Origin of the sequence: Streptomyces sp. NPDC002490, assembly GCF_040296045.1 — a bacterium.
GTDB lineage: Bacteria > Actinomycetota > Actinomycetes > Streptomycetales > Streptomycetaceae > Streptomyces.
Map to the genome: position 1 here is coordinate 1 of NZ_JBEOWM010000058.1, position 17110 is coordinate 17110.

Here is a 17110-nt window from a genome sequence, read left to right on the forward strand (position 1 = left end):
CCCCGCCCGCGCCCCCCGAGGCACCCGCGCCTCCCGTGGCCCCGCCCGCCCCCGCCCCCGCCACCCTCCCGGGCGGCACCGGCTTCCCGCCGGGGCACGTCCTGCCGCCGCCGCCCGCCCCGCCCGGCGGGGCGGCCACGTTCTTCCGCCGGGTCGCCGGCGGCGACTGGGCCGGAGCCTTCCGGGCCGCGGTCTGGCCGCTGTTCGCCCTGCTGGTGGTCACCGTGCTGCTCGCGGCGCCGTCGTACGGGCAGAGCGAGTACGACGAGGACACCGTGGGCTTCGGCGACCGCTTCCAGATCAGCCTGGCGCTGGTCCTCCAATCGGTGGGCGGCGACCTGGAGTTCGAGGAGGTCGGCGGCCCGCGGTTCGGCTCCGGTGAGAACTGGCCGGCCGTCGACGCGGACGAGGGCTACGGCTCCGACCGGAGCCCGTTCGGCGAACCGGACGCCGGCCGGGGCGGGCTCGCGATGACCCCGCTCCTGGTCACCGCCGTGTGGCTGCTGGCCCTCTACGGCGGGGTGCGGTTGCTGCGCGACCGCCTCCGGCACCGCACGGACGGGCCGTCGCCCTCCGCCGGTCCCGGGGGCCCGCCGCCCCCGGCCGGCCCCTGGGCGGCGGCCACGCCGTGGACCCGGGGCAGCACGGCGGGCCTCGAAGCGGCGGCCCGGGTGACCCTGCTCCTCACCCTCGGGACGCTGGTGCTGGCACTGATCGCCCGGCCCTCCCTCCGGGAGATCGAGGTGACCGGATCCCTGTGGGCCGTCCCGGGCACCCTGCTGCTGGCCGGCGTCCTGTCCGCGGTGGTCCTCAGCCGCGACGAGCACGCCTGCTGGCTCGCCGCCCGGCCCGGCCTGCTGCGCCTCACCGAAGCGTTCGGCACCGCGCTGCGCGCCCTCGCGGCGGCCCTCGCCCTGTGCGCGCTGATCCTGCTGGTCGTCTACCTCCAGTGGGACGCGGTCCACGACGAGAGCGCCGTCGACGGGGAGTTCTCGCCGCACCTCATCGTGGTGTTCCTGCTGGTGAACCTCGCGGTCAGCGGCCTGGGCTTCGGCTGGGGCGCCCCGGCGCGGATGGAGGCCGGCTCCGGGAGCGGAGGCGGACGCGAGAGCTTCGGACTCTCCGACCTGGGCGAGGCGGTCGGCGGCTGGGCGGTCGCCGGCTCGCTCGCGGCCGGCGCCGTGTGCGCGCTGCTCCTCGGCGTCCTCGCGGCCCGCCGCCACGCCCGCGCCGCGGACCGCTACCTGGCCGGCGGCGTGTTCCTGGTCCTGTTCCTGGGGCTGGTGGCGATCGGCGGGGTCGGGATGGACCAGTCCGGCGCGGGCTTCGGCTCGGCGGGACAGATGCACATGGGCACCGAGGTCTCCGCGGCACTGCTCTTCGGCCTGCTCTGGGTCGCCGGGGGCATCGCGGTGGGCGGGCTGCTGACCCGGCTGTTCACCGTGCAGGGGGCCCACGCGCCCGGGGCCCGGCCGCCCGGGGCCTGAGGGGCCCTGGCCCGCGCGGGGCGCCGGCCCGCCCGGGCGCCGGGTTCCCGGGTCAGGCCCCGCAGGGCGTGCGCTCCCGGCCCTCGCCACCGGGCGAGGGCACCGGGCGGCGGGGCTCCCGCACCCCGGAACCGCCCTCGCCCTCCCCGGGGCCGAGGTCGAACCAGACGGTGACGGTGGTGCCCCGGGGCACCACCGCCCCGGGGACCGGGTACTGCCGGACGACGTAGTCGACGACGGGCCGGTCGGGGTGCGAGGGGTCGGGCCGGTCCGGCGTGTCGAGCACCACGCCGTGCGCCACGGCCGCCGCCCTGGCGTCCACGGCCATCAGACCGACGAACCGGGGAACCCGTACCCCGTGGGTCCTGGGTGTCATATGCACGGAATTCACCCCCAGTGCTACCGAAAGGGTAGCCTCGGGGCGAGGATGTCCGGAACCTCCGCTACCCGGCGTGCGCGGAGCGTGATCCGTCCGTTGACGGCGCCCGTACGAAGCAGTGCGCCGTTGCCCACGCCCGCGCGCCGGGCGTGGGCGTGGGCAACGGCGACGGTACGGGACCTAACACTCCAGCCTGAAGACGCGCACCCACCGCCCGCCGGGGGCCTCGTACTCCTCCCCCCGGGCCATGCCCAAGCGCTCCGCGATCGCGACGGAGCGGGTGTTGCGGGGGTCCACGACGGCGGCCACCCGGCCGACCCCGGCCGCGCGCACCGCGTCCAGCCCGGCCAGCATCGCCGCGGTGGCGTAGCCGCGGCCCCAGTGCGCCCGCCCCAGCCGCCAACCGATCTCGATCTCCCCGACCGGCCCCCACGGATGGGGCCAGGGCTGGGCACCGGCGAAGCCCAGCACGGTCTCGCCGGCGGTGTCCGCGGTGCCGCCCTCCCGGGGGAAGGCGGTCACCGTCCAGAGGCAGAAGCCGAGTTCTGCGTGGTGCCGTCGCTGCCGGGCGGTCAACTCCTCGTACACGGAGCGCTCCGCCGAACTGCCGCCGAGGAAGGCCATGACCTCCGGATCGTCGAACACCCGGTACCAGGAGTGGGCGTCCTCGTGGGTGGGTACCCGCAGCCGTACGGCGGGCAGGTTCCGGTCCGCTGCTGCGGAACGCGGGGAAACGGTCGGCACGGCGCGTGGCGCGGTGGACGGGACGGTACGGGGTGCGGATTGGCTCACGGTACGACCCTTCGGATGACGACGGCTTCCGCCTCATAGACTGCATCTGTCCAGTGCCCGCCGGCACGCAGAAAAATACGAGTCCTGGGGAGATCCCGCCGTGACCGAGCCGCTCTCCGAACACCGCGCAGATGTGATCGTCGTCGGAGCCGGGCCGGCCGGCGCGACGACCGCGTACTACTTGGCCAAGGCCGGCCTCGACGTCCTGCTGCTGGAGAAGACCGCCTTCCCGCGCGAGAAGGTCTGCGGTGACGGGCTCACCCCGCGGGCCACCAAACAGCTCGTCGCCATGGGGATCGACATCTCCGAAGAGGCGGGCTGGCTGCGCAACAAGGGACTGCGCATCATCAGCGGCGGCGTGCGGCTCCAACTCGATTGGCCGGAACTCGCCTCCTTCCCGGACTACGGACTGGTCCGCAAGCGGGACGACTTCGACGAGCAACTCGCCCGCCAGGCGCAGAAGGCGGGGGCCCGGCTGTACGAGCGCTGCAACGTCGGCGCCCCGATCACCGACCCCCGCACCGGACGGATCACCGGCGTCGAGGCCAAGCTGGGGGAGGAGAAGACCCCGGTGACCTTCCACGCCCCGGTCGTGGTCGCCGCCGACGGCAACTCCACCCGGCTGTCGCTGGGGATGGGGCTGCACCGGCGCGACGACCGCCCGATGGGCGTCGCCGTGCGCACGTACTTCACCTCCCCGCGCCACGACGACGACTACCTGGAGTCCTGGCTGGAGCTGTGGGACCGGCGCGGCCCGGTGGACCGGCTGCTGCCCGGCTACGGCTGGGTGTTCGGCATGGGCGACGGCACCTCCAACGTCGGCCTGGGCGTCCTCAACACCTCCGCCTCGTTCAAGGAGCTCGACTGGCGCGAGGTGCTCAAGGCGTGGTGCGCCTCGATGCCCGCGGAGTGGGGCTACACCGAGGAGAACATGACGGGCCCGATCCGGGGCGCCGCACTGCCGATGGCCTTCAACCGGCAGCCGCACTACACGCGCGGTCTGCTGCTGGTCGGGGACGCGGGCGGGATGGTGAACCCGTTCAACGGCGAGGGCATCGCGTACGCCATGGAGTCGGGGCAGATCGCGGCCGAGGTCATCGTCCAGGCGCACGCCCGGAGCACGGCCGCCCAGCGGGAGCTGGCGCTCCAGCGCTACCCGAAGGTCCTCAAGGACACCTACGGCGGCTACTACAACCTGGGCCGCGTGTTCGTGAAGCTGATCGGCAACCCGAAGGTCATGAAGGTGGCCACCGAACGCGGCCTCACCCACCCGGTGCTGATGCGCTTCACCCTCAAGATGCTCGCCAACCTCACCGACCCCACCGGCGGTGACGCGATGGACCGCATCATCAACGGCCTGAGCAAGGCCGCCCCGCGGGCCTGACCCACGACGCGGAAGGGGCCGTCACCCGATGGGTGACGGCCCCTTCCGCGTCGGTGCGGGATCCGGCTAGAGCACGCGGACCGCGCCGTCGGCCGGGTAGCCGGACAGGTCCTGGATGACGACGCCCTTGGCGGGGTTCGCCGCGTCCAGGTACTGGCCGTTGCCGATGTAGACGCCGGTGTGCCAGGCGGCGCCGGCGCTGCCCCAGTAGAGGATGTCGCCGACCTGGAGGTTGGACGTGCCGACCTGGGTCCCGGCGGTGGACTGCTGCTGCGAGGTGCGCGGCAGGCTGATGTTCGCCTGCTTGAACGCGGCCTGCACGAGGCCCGAGCAGTCCCAGGAGTTGGGGCCCGTGCCGCCCATCACGTAGGCGTCGCCCACCTGCGCCTTGAGGAAGGCGATGACGGCGGACACGTTGCCGCTGGACGGGGCGGGGGTGCTCTGCTCCGCGCCGGCCTGCGAGGAGCCGGAGGAGGCGGCGGACCCCGAGGAGCCGGAGCCGGTCGAACCGGTGGGGCTCGTGTCGTTCGCCGCGGCGGTGGTGGTGAGCGTGGTGCGCTCCGCGGTGCGGGAGGCGCGCTCGGCGGCGGCCTTCCGCTCGGCCTCGGCGGCCCGCTCCTCGGCCTTCTCGGCCTCGGCCTTGCGGACGGCCTCGGCACGGTCCTTCTTCGCCTGCGCGGCGGCCTTCTTGGCGGCCGCGTCCTGCTGCGCCCGGATCTGCTCCTGCTCGGCCTGGAGCTCGTAGGTCGCGGCGGCGAGCTGGGTGGCGCTCGCGGAGCGGGCGACCTGGGTCGACAGGTCGGCGGTCAGGGTGGGGAGTTCCAGGGTCTCGGTCACCGGCTCGGCGGCGGGCGCAGCCGAGGCCGAGCCCGCGGTGCCGGCCACCGCGAGGGTGCTGAGTACGCCACCGGCCACCCCGGCGCGCAACTTCGTGGCGTTGCTACGGCGGGGCTTCCGGTGGCTGGGTATATGAGCGGTGTGGGCCATGGGTCCACCGCTATCAGGGGGCCACCGTTACCTTCAAGAAACGTGGTCTGCGCCACAGTTGCTACCCGCGTTGCGTGAATCCCGGGCGTGTCGCCCTTTATTGACGCCGTACCGGACAATACGGTCACTTGTGATCATGCCCGTGATCACGCGGTTTCCTTTTTACGCCCGAATTGCCTTGCGCTTACCACCTGTCAGGGAAGATGGCCAAGCCCGTCAGGTGGGCGGACTCGGGTAATGTGATGGAGGTCACTTCTCGATATCTCCGCGCCCCCTGTGGTCGTGATGATCCGGTGCGCGCGGCCGGTGTCGCCCTTGGCCGGAACGCGACGGTCGCGTGGTGAGGGAGGGGTCGGCTCGACGGTCGCCCCCTCTCCTTCCGCCGCCCTCCGTGGACGGGTCCGTCCCGCCGGGGCGCGTGCGTCCTCCGCGCCCTTTGCTCCTGCTTGCTTCCGCAGTGGTGTTCGAGGGGGTGCGGTGAGGGCGTTTTCTGACTCTTGGTCCCTCTTGGTGGAGGGCGGTGTGGTGTGGAGTTCATGGGGCGGTATGGCATCGATGTGGGGCATGGGTCGGGTTCGAGGGGGTTCGAGGTTGCGCCGCTCGTGAATCGGGGCACGTAGTCCCTCGGTACGGGCGGGGGTTCACGGGGCGTTCACATCGCCGGTCCGGGCCCGGGGTGGTGTGAATGAGCCCCCATTATCAAGCCACTGCGTCCAGCGCGAATTTGCTTCCAGGGCAAGCAGCTTGATAGTGCAAACCCGTTTTCACCTGGGTCGACGGGGTGAGTTGTCACGTATCGTGATCACTCCGCCGCTTCGCGTGCGAAGATCACCGCTCATCTGACTTCATGATCCTTCGTCGGGTGGTGGAGATCACAAAGCCGATCAAGACCCCCGTGTCGCAGATCACAGACCCGCAGGCATAGGATGCAGCGCAGTTGGGCTTGTGACCTGCTTCACATGAATGCGATCTTGGTCCGTCTTCCGGGAGTGACGCGGAGGACTCTCCCGGGTGGCAGGGACTCACGAGCCGTACGGGACGCGAGAGTTCCGTGGGGCTGGTGGGGTCCATGGGGTGGGTGACGGGTTCAGCGCCCTCCCGGGTCCTGTGGCCGCGGGGGGACCGCCGAAGCAGTCAATGCCGACTGAGAGGAGCGAGGAGCGGTGAACGCTTATGCGCCCATCCTCGTACTGGGAGCCCTCGGGGCAGGCTTTGCGATCTTCTCCGTGGTCATGGCCACGCTTATCGGTCCAAAGCGGTACAACCGGGCGAAGCTCGAAGCGTACGAATGCGGTATCGAACCCACGCCGTCACCCGCGGGCGGCGGCCGGTTCCCGATCAAGTACTACCTGACGGCGATGCTCTTCATCATCTTCGATATCGAGATCGTCTTCCTCTACCCGTGGGCCGTCAGCTTCGACGCCCTGGGTCTTTTCGGGCTCGTGGAGATGCTGCTCTTCGTGCTCACCGTCTTCGTCGCGTACGCGTACGTATGGCGGCGCGGCGGCCTGGAATGGGACTGAAACCCGCGAGGGACAGAAGGGTCTAGGGGCCACCAATGGGACTCGAAGAGAAACTGCCGAGCGGCTTTCTGCTGACCACCGTCGAACAGGCCGCGGGCTGGGTGCGCAAGGCGTCCGTCTTTCCCGCCACCTTCGGCCTCGCGTGCTGCGCGATCGAGATGATGACGACGGGCGCGGGCCGCTACGACCTCGCCCGCTTCGGCATGGAGGTCTTCCGCGGCTCACCGCGCCAGGCGGACCTGATGATCGTCGCCGGCCGGGTCAGTCAGAAGATGGCGCCGGTGCTGCGCCAGGTCTACGACCAGATGCCCAACCCCAAGTGGGTCATCTCGATGGGCGTCTGCGCGTCCTCGGGCGGCATGTTCAACAACTACGCGATCGTCCAGGGCGTCGACCACGTCGTCCCCGTGGACATCTACCTGCCGGGCTGTCCGCCCCGGCCCGAGATGCTGTTGGACGCGATCCTCAAACTCCACCAGAAGATCCAGACCTCCAAGCTCGGCGTCAACGCCGAAGAGGCGGCCCGCGAGGCGGAGGAGGCGGCCCTCAAGGCGCTCCCGACCATCGAGATGAAGGGGCTGCTGCGATGAGCCAGGACAACGGCGTCAACCCCGACCAGGAGTTGAACGCCCAGAACCTGCCCGGTCAACGGGGCGACCACGGGGAGGAGGTCCGGGTCCAGCGCGGCATGTTCGGCGCCGCGGACACCGGGGACACCTCCGGCTTCGGCGGACTCGTCCGCTCGGTGCGGCTCCCCGGCGAGGCCACCCGCCCCTACGGCGGCTGGTTCGACGAGGTCGCCGACGAACTGGAGGGCGCCCTGGAGGAACAGGGGCTCGTTCCGGAGAACGCGATCGTCAAGACGGTCGTCGACCGCGACGAGTTGACCTTCCACATCGACCGCGAGCACCTGGTGCGGGTCGCCCAGACGCTGCGCGACGACCCGGCGCTGCGGTTCGAACTCTGCACCGGTGTCAGCGGGGTGCACTACCCCGGCGACCGGGGACGCGAACTGCACGCCGTCTACCACCTGCGCTCGATCACCCACAACCGGCTGGTCCGGCTGGAGGTCGCGGCCCCCGACGCCGATCCGCACGTCCCCTCGCTGGTCGCGGTGTACCCCACCAACGACTGGCACGAGCGCGAGACCTACGACTTCTTCGGGATCGTCTTCGACGGTCACCCCGCGCTCACCCGGATCATGATGCCGGACGACTGGCAGGGCTTCCCGCAGCGCAAGGACTACCCCCTGGGCGGCATCGCCGTCGAGTACAAGGGCGCCCAGATCCCGGCTCCCGACCAGCGGAGGTCGTACTCCTGATGACCACAGCATCTGCTTCGTCCGCGTCCCCGAGGGAGACCACCGAGGGCGCCGTCTACACCGTCACCGGCGGAGACTGGGACGAGGTCGTCCAGTCCGCCGCCAAGGCCGACGACGAACGCATCATCGTCAACATGGGCCCGCAGCACCCCTCCACGCACGGGGTGCTGCGACTGATCCTGGAGATCGACGGCGAGACGGTCACCGAGGCCCGCTGCGGCATCGGCTACCTGCACACCGGCATCGAGAAGAACCTCGAATACCGGACCTGGACCCAGGGCACCACCTTCGTGACCCGCATGGACTACCTGACGCCGTTCTTCAACGAGGCGGCGTACTGCCTCGCGGTGGAGAAGCTGCTCGGCATCGAGGACGAGGTCCCCGACCGGGCCACCGTGATCCGGGTGCTGCTCATGGAGCTGAACCGGCTCTCCTCCCACCTGGTGTGCATCGCCACCGGCGGGATGGAACTCGGCGCCACCACCATCATGATCTACGGCTTCCGCGACCGCGAACTCATCCTCGACATCTACGAGTTGATCACCGGCCTGCGGATGAACCACGCCTACATCCGACCCGGCGGCCTCGCCCAGGACCTGCCCCCCGGCACCGTCGACCACCTGCGCGACTTCGTCAAGAAGATGAAGAAGAACCTCCCCGAATACGACAAGCTCGCCACCGGGAACCCCATCTTCAAGGCCCGCATGCAGGACATCGGCTACCTCGACCTCACCGGCTGCATGGCCCTCGGCGCCACCGGACCCGTCCTGCGCTCCGCCGGACTCCCGCACGACCTGCGCAAGACCCAGCCCTACTGCGGGTACGAGACCTACGACTTCGAGGTGCCGACCACCGACACCTGCGACTCCTACGGCCGCTTCCTGATCCGGCTGGAGGAGATGCGCCAGTCGCTGCGGATCGTCGAGCAGTGCATCGACCGGCTGGAGCCCGGCCCGGTCATGGTCGCCGACAAGAAGATCGCCTGGCCCGCCCAACTCGCCCAGGGCCCGGACGGACTCGGCAACTCCCTCGACCACATCAAGAAGATCATGGGCACCTCCATGGAGGCCCTGATCCACCACTTCAAGCTGGTGACGGAGGGCTTCCGGGTCCCCGCCGGACAGGTGTACGCGGCGGTGGAGTCCCCCAAGGGCGAACTCGGGGCGCACGTCGTCTCCGACGGCGGCACCCGCCCCTTCCGGGTCCACTTCCGCGACCCGTCGTTCACCAACCTCCAGGCCATGGCGGCCATGTGCGAAGGCGGCCAGGTCGCCGACGTCATCGTCGCCGTCGCGTCCATCGACCCCGTGATGGGAGGCGTCGACCGATGACCACCGCACCCCGAGAAGTCAGCCTGGGCATGCCCCAGCCGCCGGCCCCCGACTACCCGGCCGACGTCCGCGCCCGCCTCGAAGCCGACGCCCGGGAACTCATCGACCGCTACCCCGGCGCCCGCTCCGCACTGCTGCCGCTGCTCCACCTCGTCCAGGGCGAGGAGGGCTACGTCACCCGCACCGGCGTGCGGTTCTGCGCCGAGATGCTCGACCTGACCACCGCCGAGGTCACCGCCGTCGCCACCTTCTACACCATGTACCGGCGCCGGCAGGGCGGCGACTACCAGGTCGGCGTCTGCACCAACACGCTCTGCGCGGTCATGGGCGGCGACGCCATCTTCGAGACCCTCAAGAGCCACCTCGACGTCGAGAACGGCGAGACCACCGGGGACGGCAAGGTCACCCTCGAACACATCGAGTGCAACGCGGCCTGCGACTTCGCGCCCGTGGTGATGGTCAACTGGGAGTTCTTCGACAACCAGACCCCCGAGTCCGCCGTCCGGCTCGTCGACGACCTGCGCGCCGGGGCCACCGTGGAACCCACCCGCGGCGCCCCGCTGTGCAGCTTCAAGGAGACCTCCCGCATCCTCGCCGGCTTCCCCGACGAGCGCCCGGGAGCCGTCGACGCCACCGGCGGTGCCGGCCCCGCCTCCCTCATCGGACTGCGCCTGGCCAAGGGCGAACCCGCCGCCCGGGTGGTCCACCCGCGCGCCTCCCGGTCCGCCGCGCGCCCCGCCGGCGCCCCCGGTCCGGGCGCGGAACACCCCAGCTCGCACGACGCACCACAGGACACCTCGGCATCCGACCCCGCGCACCCCTCGGGGCCGGTCACCGAGAACCCCGGAGGCACCGCAGGCACCGGGAACACAGCGGAGGGAGCGTGATGACCTTGGCGCCGGAGATCAACCAGAGCAACCCGGAAAAACTGCTCTCACCGGTCCTGTCGGCCTTCTGGGACGAGGAGAAGTCCTGGTCACTGGAGGTCTACCGACGGCACGACGGCTACGAGGGACTGCGCAAGGCCCTCGCCATGTCACCCGACGAGGTCATCGCCTACGTCAAGGAGTCCGGCCTGCGCGGCCGGGGCGGCGCCGGCTTCCCCACGGGCATGAAGTGGCAGTTCATCCCCCAGGGCGACGGCAAGCCCCACTACCTCGTCGTCAACGCCGACGAGTCGGAGCCGGGGACCTGCAAGGACATCCCGCTCCTCTTCGCGAACCCGCATTCCCTCATCGAGGGGATCGTCATCGCCTGCTACGCCATCCGCTCGCAACACGCCTTCATCTATCTGCGCGGCGAGGTCGTCCCCGTGCTGCGCAGGCTGCACGAAGCCGTGCGCGAGGCGTACGACGCCGGCTACCTCGGCACCAACGTCCTCGGCAGCGGCCTCGACCTCGACGTCGTCGTCCACGCCGGCGCCGGCGCGTACATCTGCGGCGAGGAAACCGCACTCCTGGACTCGCTCGAAGGCCGTCGCGGCCAGCCGCGACTGCGACCTCCCTTCCCGGCCGTCGCGGGCCTGTACGCGTGCCCCACTGTGGTGAACAACGTCGAGTCCATCGCTTCGGTTCCCGCGATCCTGAACCGGGGCAAGGAGTGGTTCCGCTCGCTCGGCAGCGAGAAGTCCCCCGGCTTCACCCTGTACTCGCTCAGCGGCCACGTCGCCGGCCCCGGCCAGTACGAGGCGCCGCTCGGCATCACCCTGCGCCAACTCCTCGACATGAGCGGCGGGATGCGTCCCGGACACCGCCTCAAGTTCTGGACCCCCGGCGGCTCCTCCACCCCGATCCTCACCGACGAGCACCTCGACGTGCCCCTCGACTACGAGGGCGTCGGCGCCGCCGGCTCGATGCTCGGCACCAAGGCCCTCCAGTGCTTCGACGAGACCACCTGCGTGGTGCGCGCCGTCACCCGCTGGACCGAGTTCTACGCCCACGAGTCCTGCGGCAAGTGCACCCCCTGCCGCGAAGGCACCTACTGGCTCGTCCAGTTGCTGCGCGACATCGAGGCGGGCCGCGGCGTGATGAGCGACCTCGACAAGCTGAACGACATCGCCGACAACATCAACGGCAAGTCGTTCTGCGCCCTCGGCGACGGAGCCGCGTCGCCGATCTTCTCCTCGCTCCAGTACTTCCGCGCCGAGTACGAGGACCACATCACCGGCCGCGGCTGCCCCTTCGACCCGGCCAAGTCCACCGCCTGGGCCGACCACCCCGCCGACACCACGGAGGTGAACGCATGACGGTCACCACGAACGCGCCCTCCGGCGGCGGAGCCGCGCCCCCGCCCGCCGACCTGGTCACGCTGACCATCGACGGCGTCGAGATCAGCGTGCCCAAGGGCACCCTGGTGATCCGGGCCGCCGAACTCCTCGGCATCGAGATCCCCCGCTTCTGCGACCACCCCCTGCTCGACCCCGCCGGCGCCTGCCGGCAGTGCATCGTCGAGGTGGAGGGACAGCGCAAGCCCATGGCGTCCTGCACCATCACCTGCACCGACGGGATGGTCGTCAAGACGCAACTCACCTCGCCGGTCGCCGAGAAGGCCCAGCGCGGGGTGATGGAGCTGCTGCTCATCAACCACCCGCTGGACTGCCCGGTCTGCGACAAGGGCGGCGAGTGCCCGCTCCAGAACCAGGCCATGTCGGTCGGCTCCCCGGACACCCGCTTCGAGGGCCGCAAGCGCACCTACGAGAAGCCCGTCCCGATCTCCACCCAGGTGCTCCTCGACCGCGAGCGCTGCGTGCTCTGCGCCCGCTGCACCCGCTTCAGCAACCAGGTCGCCGGCGACCCGATGATCGAGCTGATCGAACGCGGCGCCCTCCAGCAGGTCGGCACCGGCGAGGGCGACCCCTTCGCGTCGTACTTCTCCGGCAACACCATCCAGATCTGCCCGGTCGGCGCGCTCACCTCCGCCGCCTACCGGTTCCGCTCCCGCCCCTTCGACCTGGTCTCCTCGCCGAGCGTCTGCGAGCACTGCGCCGGCGGCTGCGCCACCCGCACCGACCACCGGCGCGGCAAGGTCATGCGGCGCCTCGCCGCCGACGACCCGGAGGTCAACGAGGAGTGGATGTGCGACAAGGGCCGCTTCGGCTTCCGCTACGCACAGCGGCCCGACCGCCTCGCCCATCCGCTGCTGCGCAACCCCGACACCGGTGAACTGGAGCCGGCCGGCTGGCCCGAGGCCCTCGACGCCGCCGCCCGCGGCCTGAGCGCCGCCCGCGGCCGGACCGGGGTCCTCACCGGGGGTCGGCTCACCGTCGAGGACGCCTACGCGTACAGCAAGTTCGCGCGGGTCGCCCTGGGCACCAACGACATCGACTTCCGGGCCCGCGCGCACAGCGCCGAGGAGGCCGACTTCCTCGCCGCCCGGGTCGCCGGCCGCGGCCGGGACCTGGACGGCAGCGGAACGACCTACCGCGAGCTGGAGCAGGCGCCCGCGGTGCTGCTGGTCGGCTTCGAGTCGGAGGAGGAGGCCCCCGGGGTCTTCCTGCGGCTGCGCAAGGCATGGCGCACCCGCGGCCAGCGGGTCTTCGCGCTCGCCAGCCACGCCAGCCGCGGACTGGAGAAGGCCGGCGGCACCCTGCTGCCCGCCGCGCCCGGCACCGAGACCGAGTGGCTGGACGCCCTGGCCAGCGGCGTGGGTCTGGAGAGCGGGGGCACCGAGGCCGCCGAGGCGCTGCACGCCGAAGGCGCGGTCCTGCTCGTCGGCGAGCGGCTGGCCGGCGTCAAGGGCGGGTTGACGGCGGCCCTGCGGGCCGCCACCGCGACCGGCGCCCGGCTGGTGTGGATCCCGCGCCGGGCCGGCGAGCGGGGCGCGGTCGAGGCCGGCGCCCTGCCCTCGCTGCTGCCGGGCGGCCGACCGGCCACCGACCCGCGGGCCCGCGAGGAGGTCGCCGCGGCCTGGGGCCTCGCCGAACTCCCGCCCCGCTACGGCCGGGACACCGGCGAGATCGTGGAGGCCGCCGCCGGCGGACTCCTCGGCGCCCTGCTGGTCGGCGGGGTCGAGGTCACCGACCTGCCCGACCCGGCCCGGGCCCGGGCCGCGCTGGACGGGGCCGGCTTCGTGGTGAGCCTGGAGCTGCGGCCCGGCGAGGTCACCGACCGCGCCGACGTGGTGTTCCCGGTGGCCGCGGTCGCCGAGAAGGCGGGCACCTTCCTCAACTGGGAGGGCCGCGCCCGGCCGTTCGAGGCCGCCCTCAAGCCCGACCAGCTGGCCCGTCGGGTGGCGCCCACCGACGCGCGCGTCCTCCAGATGCTCGCCGACGCGATGGACGTCCACCTCGGCCTGCCGGACCTGCGCACCCTGCGCGGCGAACTGGACCGGCTCGGCGGCTGGGACGGCCCCCGGGCCGACGACCCGGTGCACTCCGCCGGCGCCCCGCCCCGCCCGGCGGCCGGTCAGGCCGTGCTCGCCGGTCACCGGCTGCTGCTCGACCGGGGCCGGCTCCAGGAGGGCGACGAGGCCCTCGCCGGCACCCGTCACCCGGCCGTGGCCCGGCTCTCCGCGGCCACCGCGGCGGAGGTGGGCGTCGGTGACGGCGAGTTCCTCGGCGTCACCGGTCCCGCCGGCTCCACCGTGCTGCCGCTGGTGGTGACCCGGATGCCCGACCGGGTGGTGTGGCTGCCGCTCAACTCGGCGGGCGAGGGCGTCGCCGCCGACACCGGGGCGCTGCCCGGCGCACTCGTCCGCATCGGCCCGGCTGACCGGCCGGGCTCGCAGGAGGTCACGGAGGTGGAGTCATGACGCCTCAGACGCTGATGCCGCTCGCCCTGGAAGACCTGTCGATGTTCGGCCGCGACCCGTGGTGGCTGGTGGTCATCAAGGCGGTGTTCTGCTTCGCCTTCCTGATGGTGACCGTCCTGGTCTCCATCGTGTGGGAGCGCAAGGTGGTCGCCTGGATGCAGCTGCGGATCGGCCCCAACCGGCACGGTCCGTGGGGGATGCTCCAGTCGCTCGCCGACGGCATCAAGCTGATGCTGAAGGAAGACGTCATCGTCAAGCGCGCGGACAAGGTGGTGTACGTCCTCGCGCCGATCGTGGCGGCGATCCCCGCGTTCATGGCGATCGCGGTGATCCCCTTCGGCCCGGCCGACAACCAGGTGTCGATCTTCGGACAGCGCACCACGATGCAGCTGACCGACCTGCCGATCGCGATGCTGTACATCCTCGCGGTCGCCTCGGTCGGCATCTACGGCATCGTGCTCGCGGGGTGGAGCTCCGGTTCCACCTATCCGCTGCTCGGCGGCTTGCGCTCCTGCGCGCAGATGATCTCCTACGAGATCGCCATGGGCGCGGCCTTCGCCTCGGTGTTCCTGTACTCGGGGTCGATGTCCACCTCCGCGATCGTGGACGCGCAGGCCGACCGCTGGTACGTGGTGCTGCTGCCGGTGTCGTTCCTGATCTACATCGTCACCATGGTCGGCGAGACCAACCGGGCCCCGTTCGACATGCCGGAGTCCGAGGGCGACCTGGTCGGCGGCTTCAACACCGAGTACTCGTCGATCAAGTTCGCGATGTTCATGCTCGCCGAGTACGTGAACATGGTGACGGTCTCCGCGGTGTCGGTGACCCTGTTCCTGGGCGGCTGGCGGGCCCCGTACCCGATCAGCACCTTCTGGGAGGGCGCCAACCAGGGGTGGTGGCCGCTGCTCTGGTTCGTCCTCAAGGTGCAACTGCTGCTGTTCTTCTTCATCTGGCTGCGCGGCACCCTGCCCCGCGTCCGCTACGACCAGCTGATGAAGCTCGGCTGGAAGGTCCTCATCCCGGTCTCGGTGCTCTGGCTGATGCTCGTCGCCACCGTCAAGACGCTGCGCAACGAGGGCTACGAGTTCGCCGACATCGCCCTCTACGTGGGCGGCGGCGTGATCGCCCTGCTGTTGCTCTCCGTGGTGGTGGACGTGCTCCGCGACCGCGGTCGGGCCCGGGCCGCGGCCGAGGAGGCGCCGGAGCCCGTCGCGTTCGACCCGATGGCCGGCGGGTTCCCGGTGCCGCCGCTGCCGGGCCAGGAGCTGCCCGCGGTGCCGCGGCGGCGTCCGCGCCGGGAGCGGGAGCTGGTTGGCAGTGGCGGACCGGACACGGTGAGTGACGGTGCCGCGGGCGGGACCACCGACGGAAAGGAGGCGTCCGATGGCTGAGCGATCCCCGGAGCCGGACGGCGTCGAGGCGGCCAAGCAGGGGTTCCAGAACCCCGTGGCGGGCTTCGGCGTGACGTTCACGGCCATGTTCAAGAAGCGGCTGACCGAGCAGTACCCGGAGCAGCCCAAGACCACGGCGCCCCGGTTCCACGGCCGCCACCAGCTCAACCGCCATCCGGACGGGCTGGAGAAGTGCGTGGGCTGCGAGCTGTGCGCGTGGGCGTGCCCCGCGGACGCCATCTACGTGGAGGGCGCCGACAACACCGAGGAGGAGCGCTACTCCCCGGGCGAGCGGTACGGCCGCGTCTACCAGATCAACTACGCCCGCTGCATCCTGTGCGGGCTCTGCATCGAGGCGTGCCCCACCCGGGCGCTCACGATGACCAACGAGTTCGAGCTGGCCGACAGCAGCCGCGAGAACCTCATCTACACCAAGGAGCAGCTCCTCGCCGGCCTGGAGGAGGGCATGGTCGACTCCCCGCACGCGATCCACCCGGGGACCGACGAACAGGACTACTACCGGGGGCTGGTGACGCACGCGGCGCCCGGCACGGTCCGTCAGACGGCCACCTCCCAGGGCGAGAAGCCCGACGAGGACGCGTCCGACGGGGGCTCCGCCGCCTCCGGCGCGGCCCGGCGGGCGGAAGGGAGCCAGGCGTGAACCAGCTCGCCGCCGCCACCTCGACGGGCGAGGCCGTCCAGTTCTGGATCCTCGGGACGGTCGCCGTCGTCGGCGCGCTGTGCACGATCCTGATGCGCAGGGCGGTGCACAGCGCACTCTGCCTCGCCGGGACCATGATCGTCCTCGCGGTGTTCTACCTCGCGAACGGCGCCTACTTCCTCGGCATCGTCCAGATCGTCGTCTACACCGGCGCGATCATGATGCTGTTCCTCTTCGTGGTCATGCTCGTCGGGGTGACCGCCGCGGACTCGCTGAAGGAGACCATCAAGGGCCAGCGCTGGCTGGCCGCCCTGTGCGGCCTGGGCTTCGGGGCGCTGCTCGTCGGCGGGATCGGCAACGCCGCGCTCTCCGAGTCCCGGGGGCTGGCGCAGGCCAACGCCGGGGGCAACGTGGAGGGGCTGGCCGCCCTGATCTTCACCAAGTACGTCTTCGCCTTCGAGATCACCGGTGCGCTGCTGATCACCGCGACGGTGGGCGCGATGGTGCTCACCCACCGGGAGCGCACCGAGCGGGCGAAGACCCAGCGCGAGCTGGCCGAGCAGCGGGTGCGCGAGGGCAAGCACCTGCCGCCGCTGCCCGCCCCGGGCGTCTACGCCCGGCACAACGCGGTCGACATCGCGGGCCTGCTGCCCGACGGCACCCCGTCCGAGCTGACCGTGAACCAGACGCTCCGCGCGCGGGGCCAGGTCCGGGACGTGTCGGGCCAGGCGCTGGAGGACCTGAAGGCCATCGAGCAGCGCTCCGAGGAGCGACTGGAGCGGGCCCGGCCCGAGGAGGCGGCGAAGTGAGCCCGGTCAACTACCTGTACCTGGCGGCCCTGCTGTTCACCATCGGGGCCACCGGGGTGCTGATCCGCCGCAACATGATCGTGGTGTTCATGTGCATCGAGTTGATGCTGAACGCCTGCAACCTCGCGTTCGTCGCCTTCTCCCGGATGCACGGCAACCTCGACGGCCAGATCATCGCGTTCTTCACGATGGTCGTCGCCGCCGCCGAGGTCGTGGTCGGGCTCGCGATCATCGTGTCGCTGTTCCGTTCCCGGCACTCGGCTTCGGTCGACGACGCCAGCCTGATGAAGCTGTAA

16 protein-coding genes are annotated in these 17110 nt (G+C 71.4%); 13 read left to right on the forward strand and 3 right to left on the reverse strand.

Annotated elements, in window-relative coordinates; genetic code table 11:
- A partial coding sequence (locus ABT092_RS26850) for a zinc ribbon domain-containing protein (protein ID WP_351248278.1) occupies positions 1–1487 on the forward strand: 1487 nt, incomplete at its 5' end.
- Positions 1488–1539: 52 nt separating this feature from the next.
- Here ABT092_RS26850 and ABT092_RS26855 read toward each other — a convergent pair.
- Positions 1540–1863, reverse strand: coding sequence for a PASTA domain-containing protein (locus tag ABT092_RS26855; protein ID WP_351248280.1), 324 nt, complete (start codon positions 1861–1863; stop codon positions 1540–1542).
- 183 nt (positions 1864–2046) lie between these two features.
- Positions 2047–2610, reverse strand: coding sequence for a GNAT family N-acetyltransferase (locus ABT092_RS26860; protein ID WP_351248334.1), 564 nt, complete (start codon positions 2608–2610; stop codon positions 2047–2049).
- A gap of 148 nt (positions 2611–2758) precedes the next feature.
- Here ABT092_RS26860 and ABT092_RS26865 point away from each other — a divergent pair, with 148 nt between their 5' ends.
- Positions 2759–4042, forward strand: coding sequence for a geranylgeranyl reductase family protein (locus tag ABT092_RS26865; protein WP_351248282.1), 1284 nt, complete (start codon positions 2759–2761; stop codon positions 4040–4042).
- 66 nt (positions 4043–4108) lie between these two features.
- Here the strand turns inward: ABT092_RS26865 and ABT092_RS26870 are convergent, their stop codons facing one another.
- Entirely contained in the window at positions 4109–5029 is a 921-nt protein-coding gene (locus tag ABT092_RS26870) for a C40 family peptidase (RefSeq protein ID WP_351248284.1), read from the reverse strand.
- 1163 nt (positions 5030–6192) lie between these two features.
- Between ABT092_RS26870 and ABT092_RS26875 the strand changes: the two genes are divergently transcribed.
- Genes ABT092_RS26875 through nuoK form a run of 11 tightly spaced genes read left to right on the forward strand, consistent with a single transcriptional unit; the run spans position 6193 to position 17110 of the window.
- Positions 6193–6552 (forward strand): NADH-quinone oxidoreductase subunit A, encoded by a 360-nt coding sequence (locus ABT092_RS26875; protein WP_351248286.1) that lies wholly within the window; start codon positions 6193–6195, stop codon positions 6550–6552.
- A gap of 35 nt (positions 6553–6587) precedes the next feature.
- A complete protein-coding gene (locus ABT092_RS26880) occupies positions 6588–7142 on the forward strand; it encodes a NuoB/complex I 20 kDa subunit family protein (protein WP_351248288.1) in 555 nt (184 codons plus the stop codon).
- Positions 7139–7873, forward strand: a complete 735-nt coding sequence (locus tag ABT092_RS26885; protein ID WP_351248290.1) for an NADH-quinone oxidoreductase subunit C — start codon at positions 7139–7141, stop codon at positions 7871–7873. Before ABT092_RS26880 ends, ABT092_RS26885 begins: the two co-directional genes overlap by 4 nt.
- Positions 7873–9204, forward strand: a complete 1332-nt coding sequence (locus ABT092_RS26890) for an NADH-quinone oxidoreductase subunit D (RefSeq protein WP_351248292.1) — start codon at positions 7873–7875, stop codon at positions 9202–9204. The genes ABT092_RS26885 and ABT092_RS26890 overlap by 1 nt, the downstream gene beginning before the upstream one ends.
- Positions 9201–10091, forward strand: a complete 891-nt coding sequence (gene nuoE, locus ABT092_RS26895) for an NADH-quinone oxidoreductase subunit NuoE (RefSeq protein WP_351248294.1) — start codon at positions 9201–9203, stop codon at positions 10089–10091. The genes ABT092_RS26890 and nuoE overlap by 4 nt, the downstream gene beginning before the upstream one ends.
- Positions 10088–11449 carry an NADH-quinone oxidoreductase subunit NuoF gene (gene nuoF, locus ABT092_RS26900; protein WP_351248296.1) on the forward strand — a complete coding sequence of 454 codons (1362 nt, stop codon included), beginning with the start codon at positions 10088–10090 and terminating at the stop codon, positions 11447–11449. Before nuoE ends, nuoF begins: the two co-directional genes overlap by 4 nt.
- Complete coding sequence (locus ABT092_RS26905) at positions 11446–13953, forward strand: NADH-quinone oxidoreductase subunit G (protein ID WP_351248299.1); 2508 nt, start codon at positions 11446–11448, stop codon at positions 13951–13953. Before nuoF ends, ABT092_RS26905 begins: the two co-directional genes overlap by 4 nt.
- Complete coding sequence (nuoH, locus tag ABT092_RS26910) at positions 13950–15344, forward strand: NADH-quinone oxidoreductase subunit NuoH (protein ID WP_351248301.1); 1395 nt, start codon at positions 13950–13952, stop codon at positions 15342–15344. Before ABT092_RS26905 ends, nuoH begins: the two co-directional genes overlap by 4 nt.
- The gene (nuoI, locus tag ABT092_RS26915; RefSeq protein ID WP_351248303.1) at positions 15337–16005 is read left to right on the forward strand and encodes an NADH-quinone oxidoreductase subunit NuoI; all 669 of its coding nucleotides are present in this window, start codon (positions 15337–15339) and stop codon (positions 16003–16005) included. Before nuoH ends, nuoI begins: the two co-directional genes overlap by 8 nt.
- Complete coding sequence (locus tag ABT092_RS26920) at positions 16002–16814, forward strand: NADH-quinone oxidoreductase subunit J (protein ID WP_351248305.1); 813 nt, start codon at positions 16002–16004, stop codon at positions 16812–16814. The genes nuoI and ABT092_RS26920 overlap by 4 nt, the downstream gene beginning before the upstream one ends.
- Positions 16811–17110 (forward strand): NADH-quinone oxidoreductase subunit NuoK, encoded by a 300-nt coding sequence (gene nuoK, locus ABT092_RS26925; protein ID WP_351248307.1) that lies wholly within the window; start codon positions 16811–16813, stop codon positions 17108–17110. The genes ABT092_RS26920 and nuoK overlap by 4 nt, the downstream gene beginning before the upstream one ends.

What these genes read in the sequence shown, in the direction of transcription:
- nuoI (WP_351248303.1), top strand. Translation starts at nt 15,337, where the DNA reads ATGGCTGAGCGATCCCCGGAGCCGGACGGCGTCGAGGCGGCCAAGCAG.
- ABT092_RS26855 (WP_351248280.1), bottom strand. Translation starts at nt 1,863, where the DNA reads ATGACACCCAGGACCCACGGGGTACGGGTTCCCCGGTTCGTCGGTCTG.
- nuoH (WP_351248301.1), top strand. Translation starts at nt 13,950, where the DNA reads ATGACGCCTCAGACGCTGATGCCGCTCGCCCTGGAAGACCTGTCGATG.
- ABT092_RS26870 (WP_351248284.1), bottom strand. Translation starts at nt 5,029, where the DNA reads ATGGCCCACACCGCTCATATACCCAGCCACCGGAAGCCCCGCCGTAGC.
- nuoE (WP_351248294.1), top strand. Translation starts at nt 9,201, where the DNA reads ATGACCACCGCACCCCGAGAAGTCAGCCTGGGCATGCCCCAGCCGCCG.
- ABT092_RS26905 (WP_351248299.1), top strand. Translation starts at nt 11,446, where the DNA reads ATGACGGTCACCACGAACGCGCCCTCCGGCGGCGGAGCCGCGCCCCCG.
- ABT092_RS26880 (WP_351248288.1), top strand. Translation starts at nt 6,588, where the DNA reads ATGGGACTCGAAGAGAAACTGCCGAGCGGCTTTCTGCTGACCACCGTC.
- ABT092_RS26885 (WP_351248290.1), top strand. Translation starts at nt 7,139, where the DNA reads ATGAGCCAGGACAACGGCGTCAACCCCGACCAGGAGTTGAACGCCCAG.
- ABT092_RS26890 (WP_351248292.1), top strand. Translation starts at nt 7,873, where the DNA reads ATGACCACAGCATCTGCTTCGTCCGCGTCCCCGAGGGAGACCACCGAG.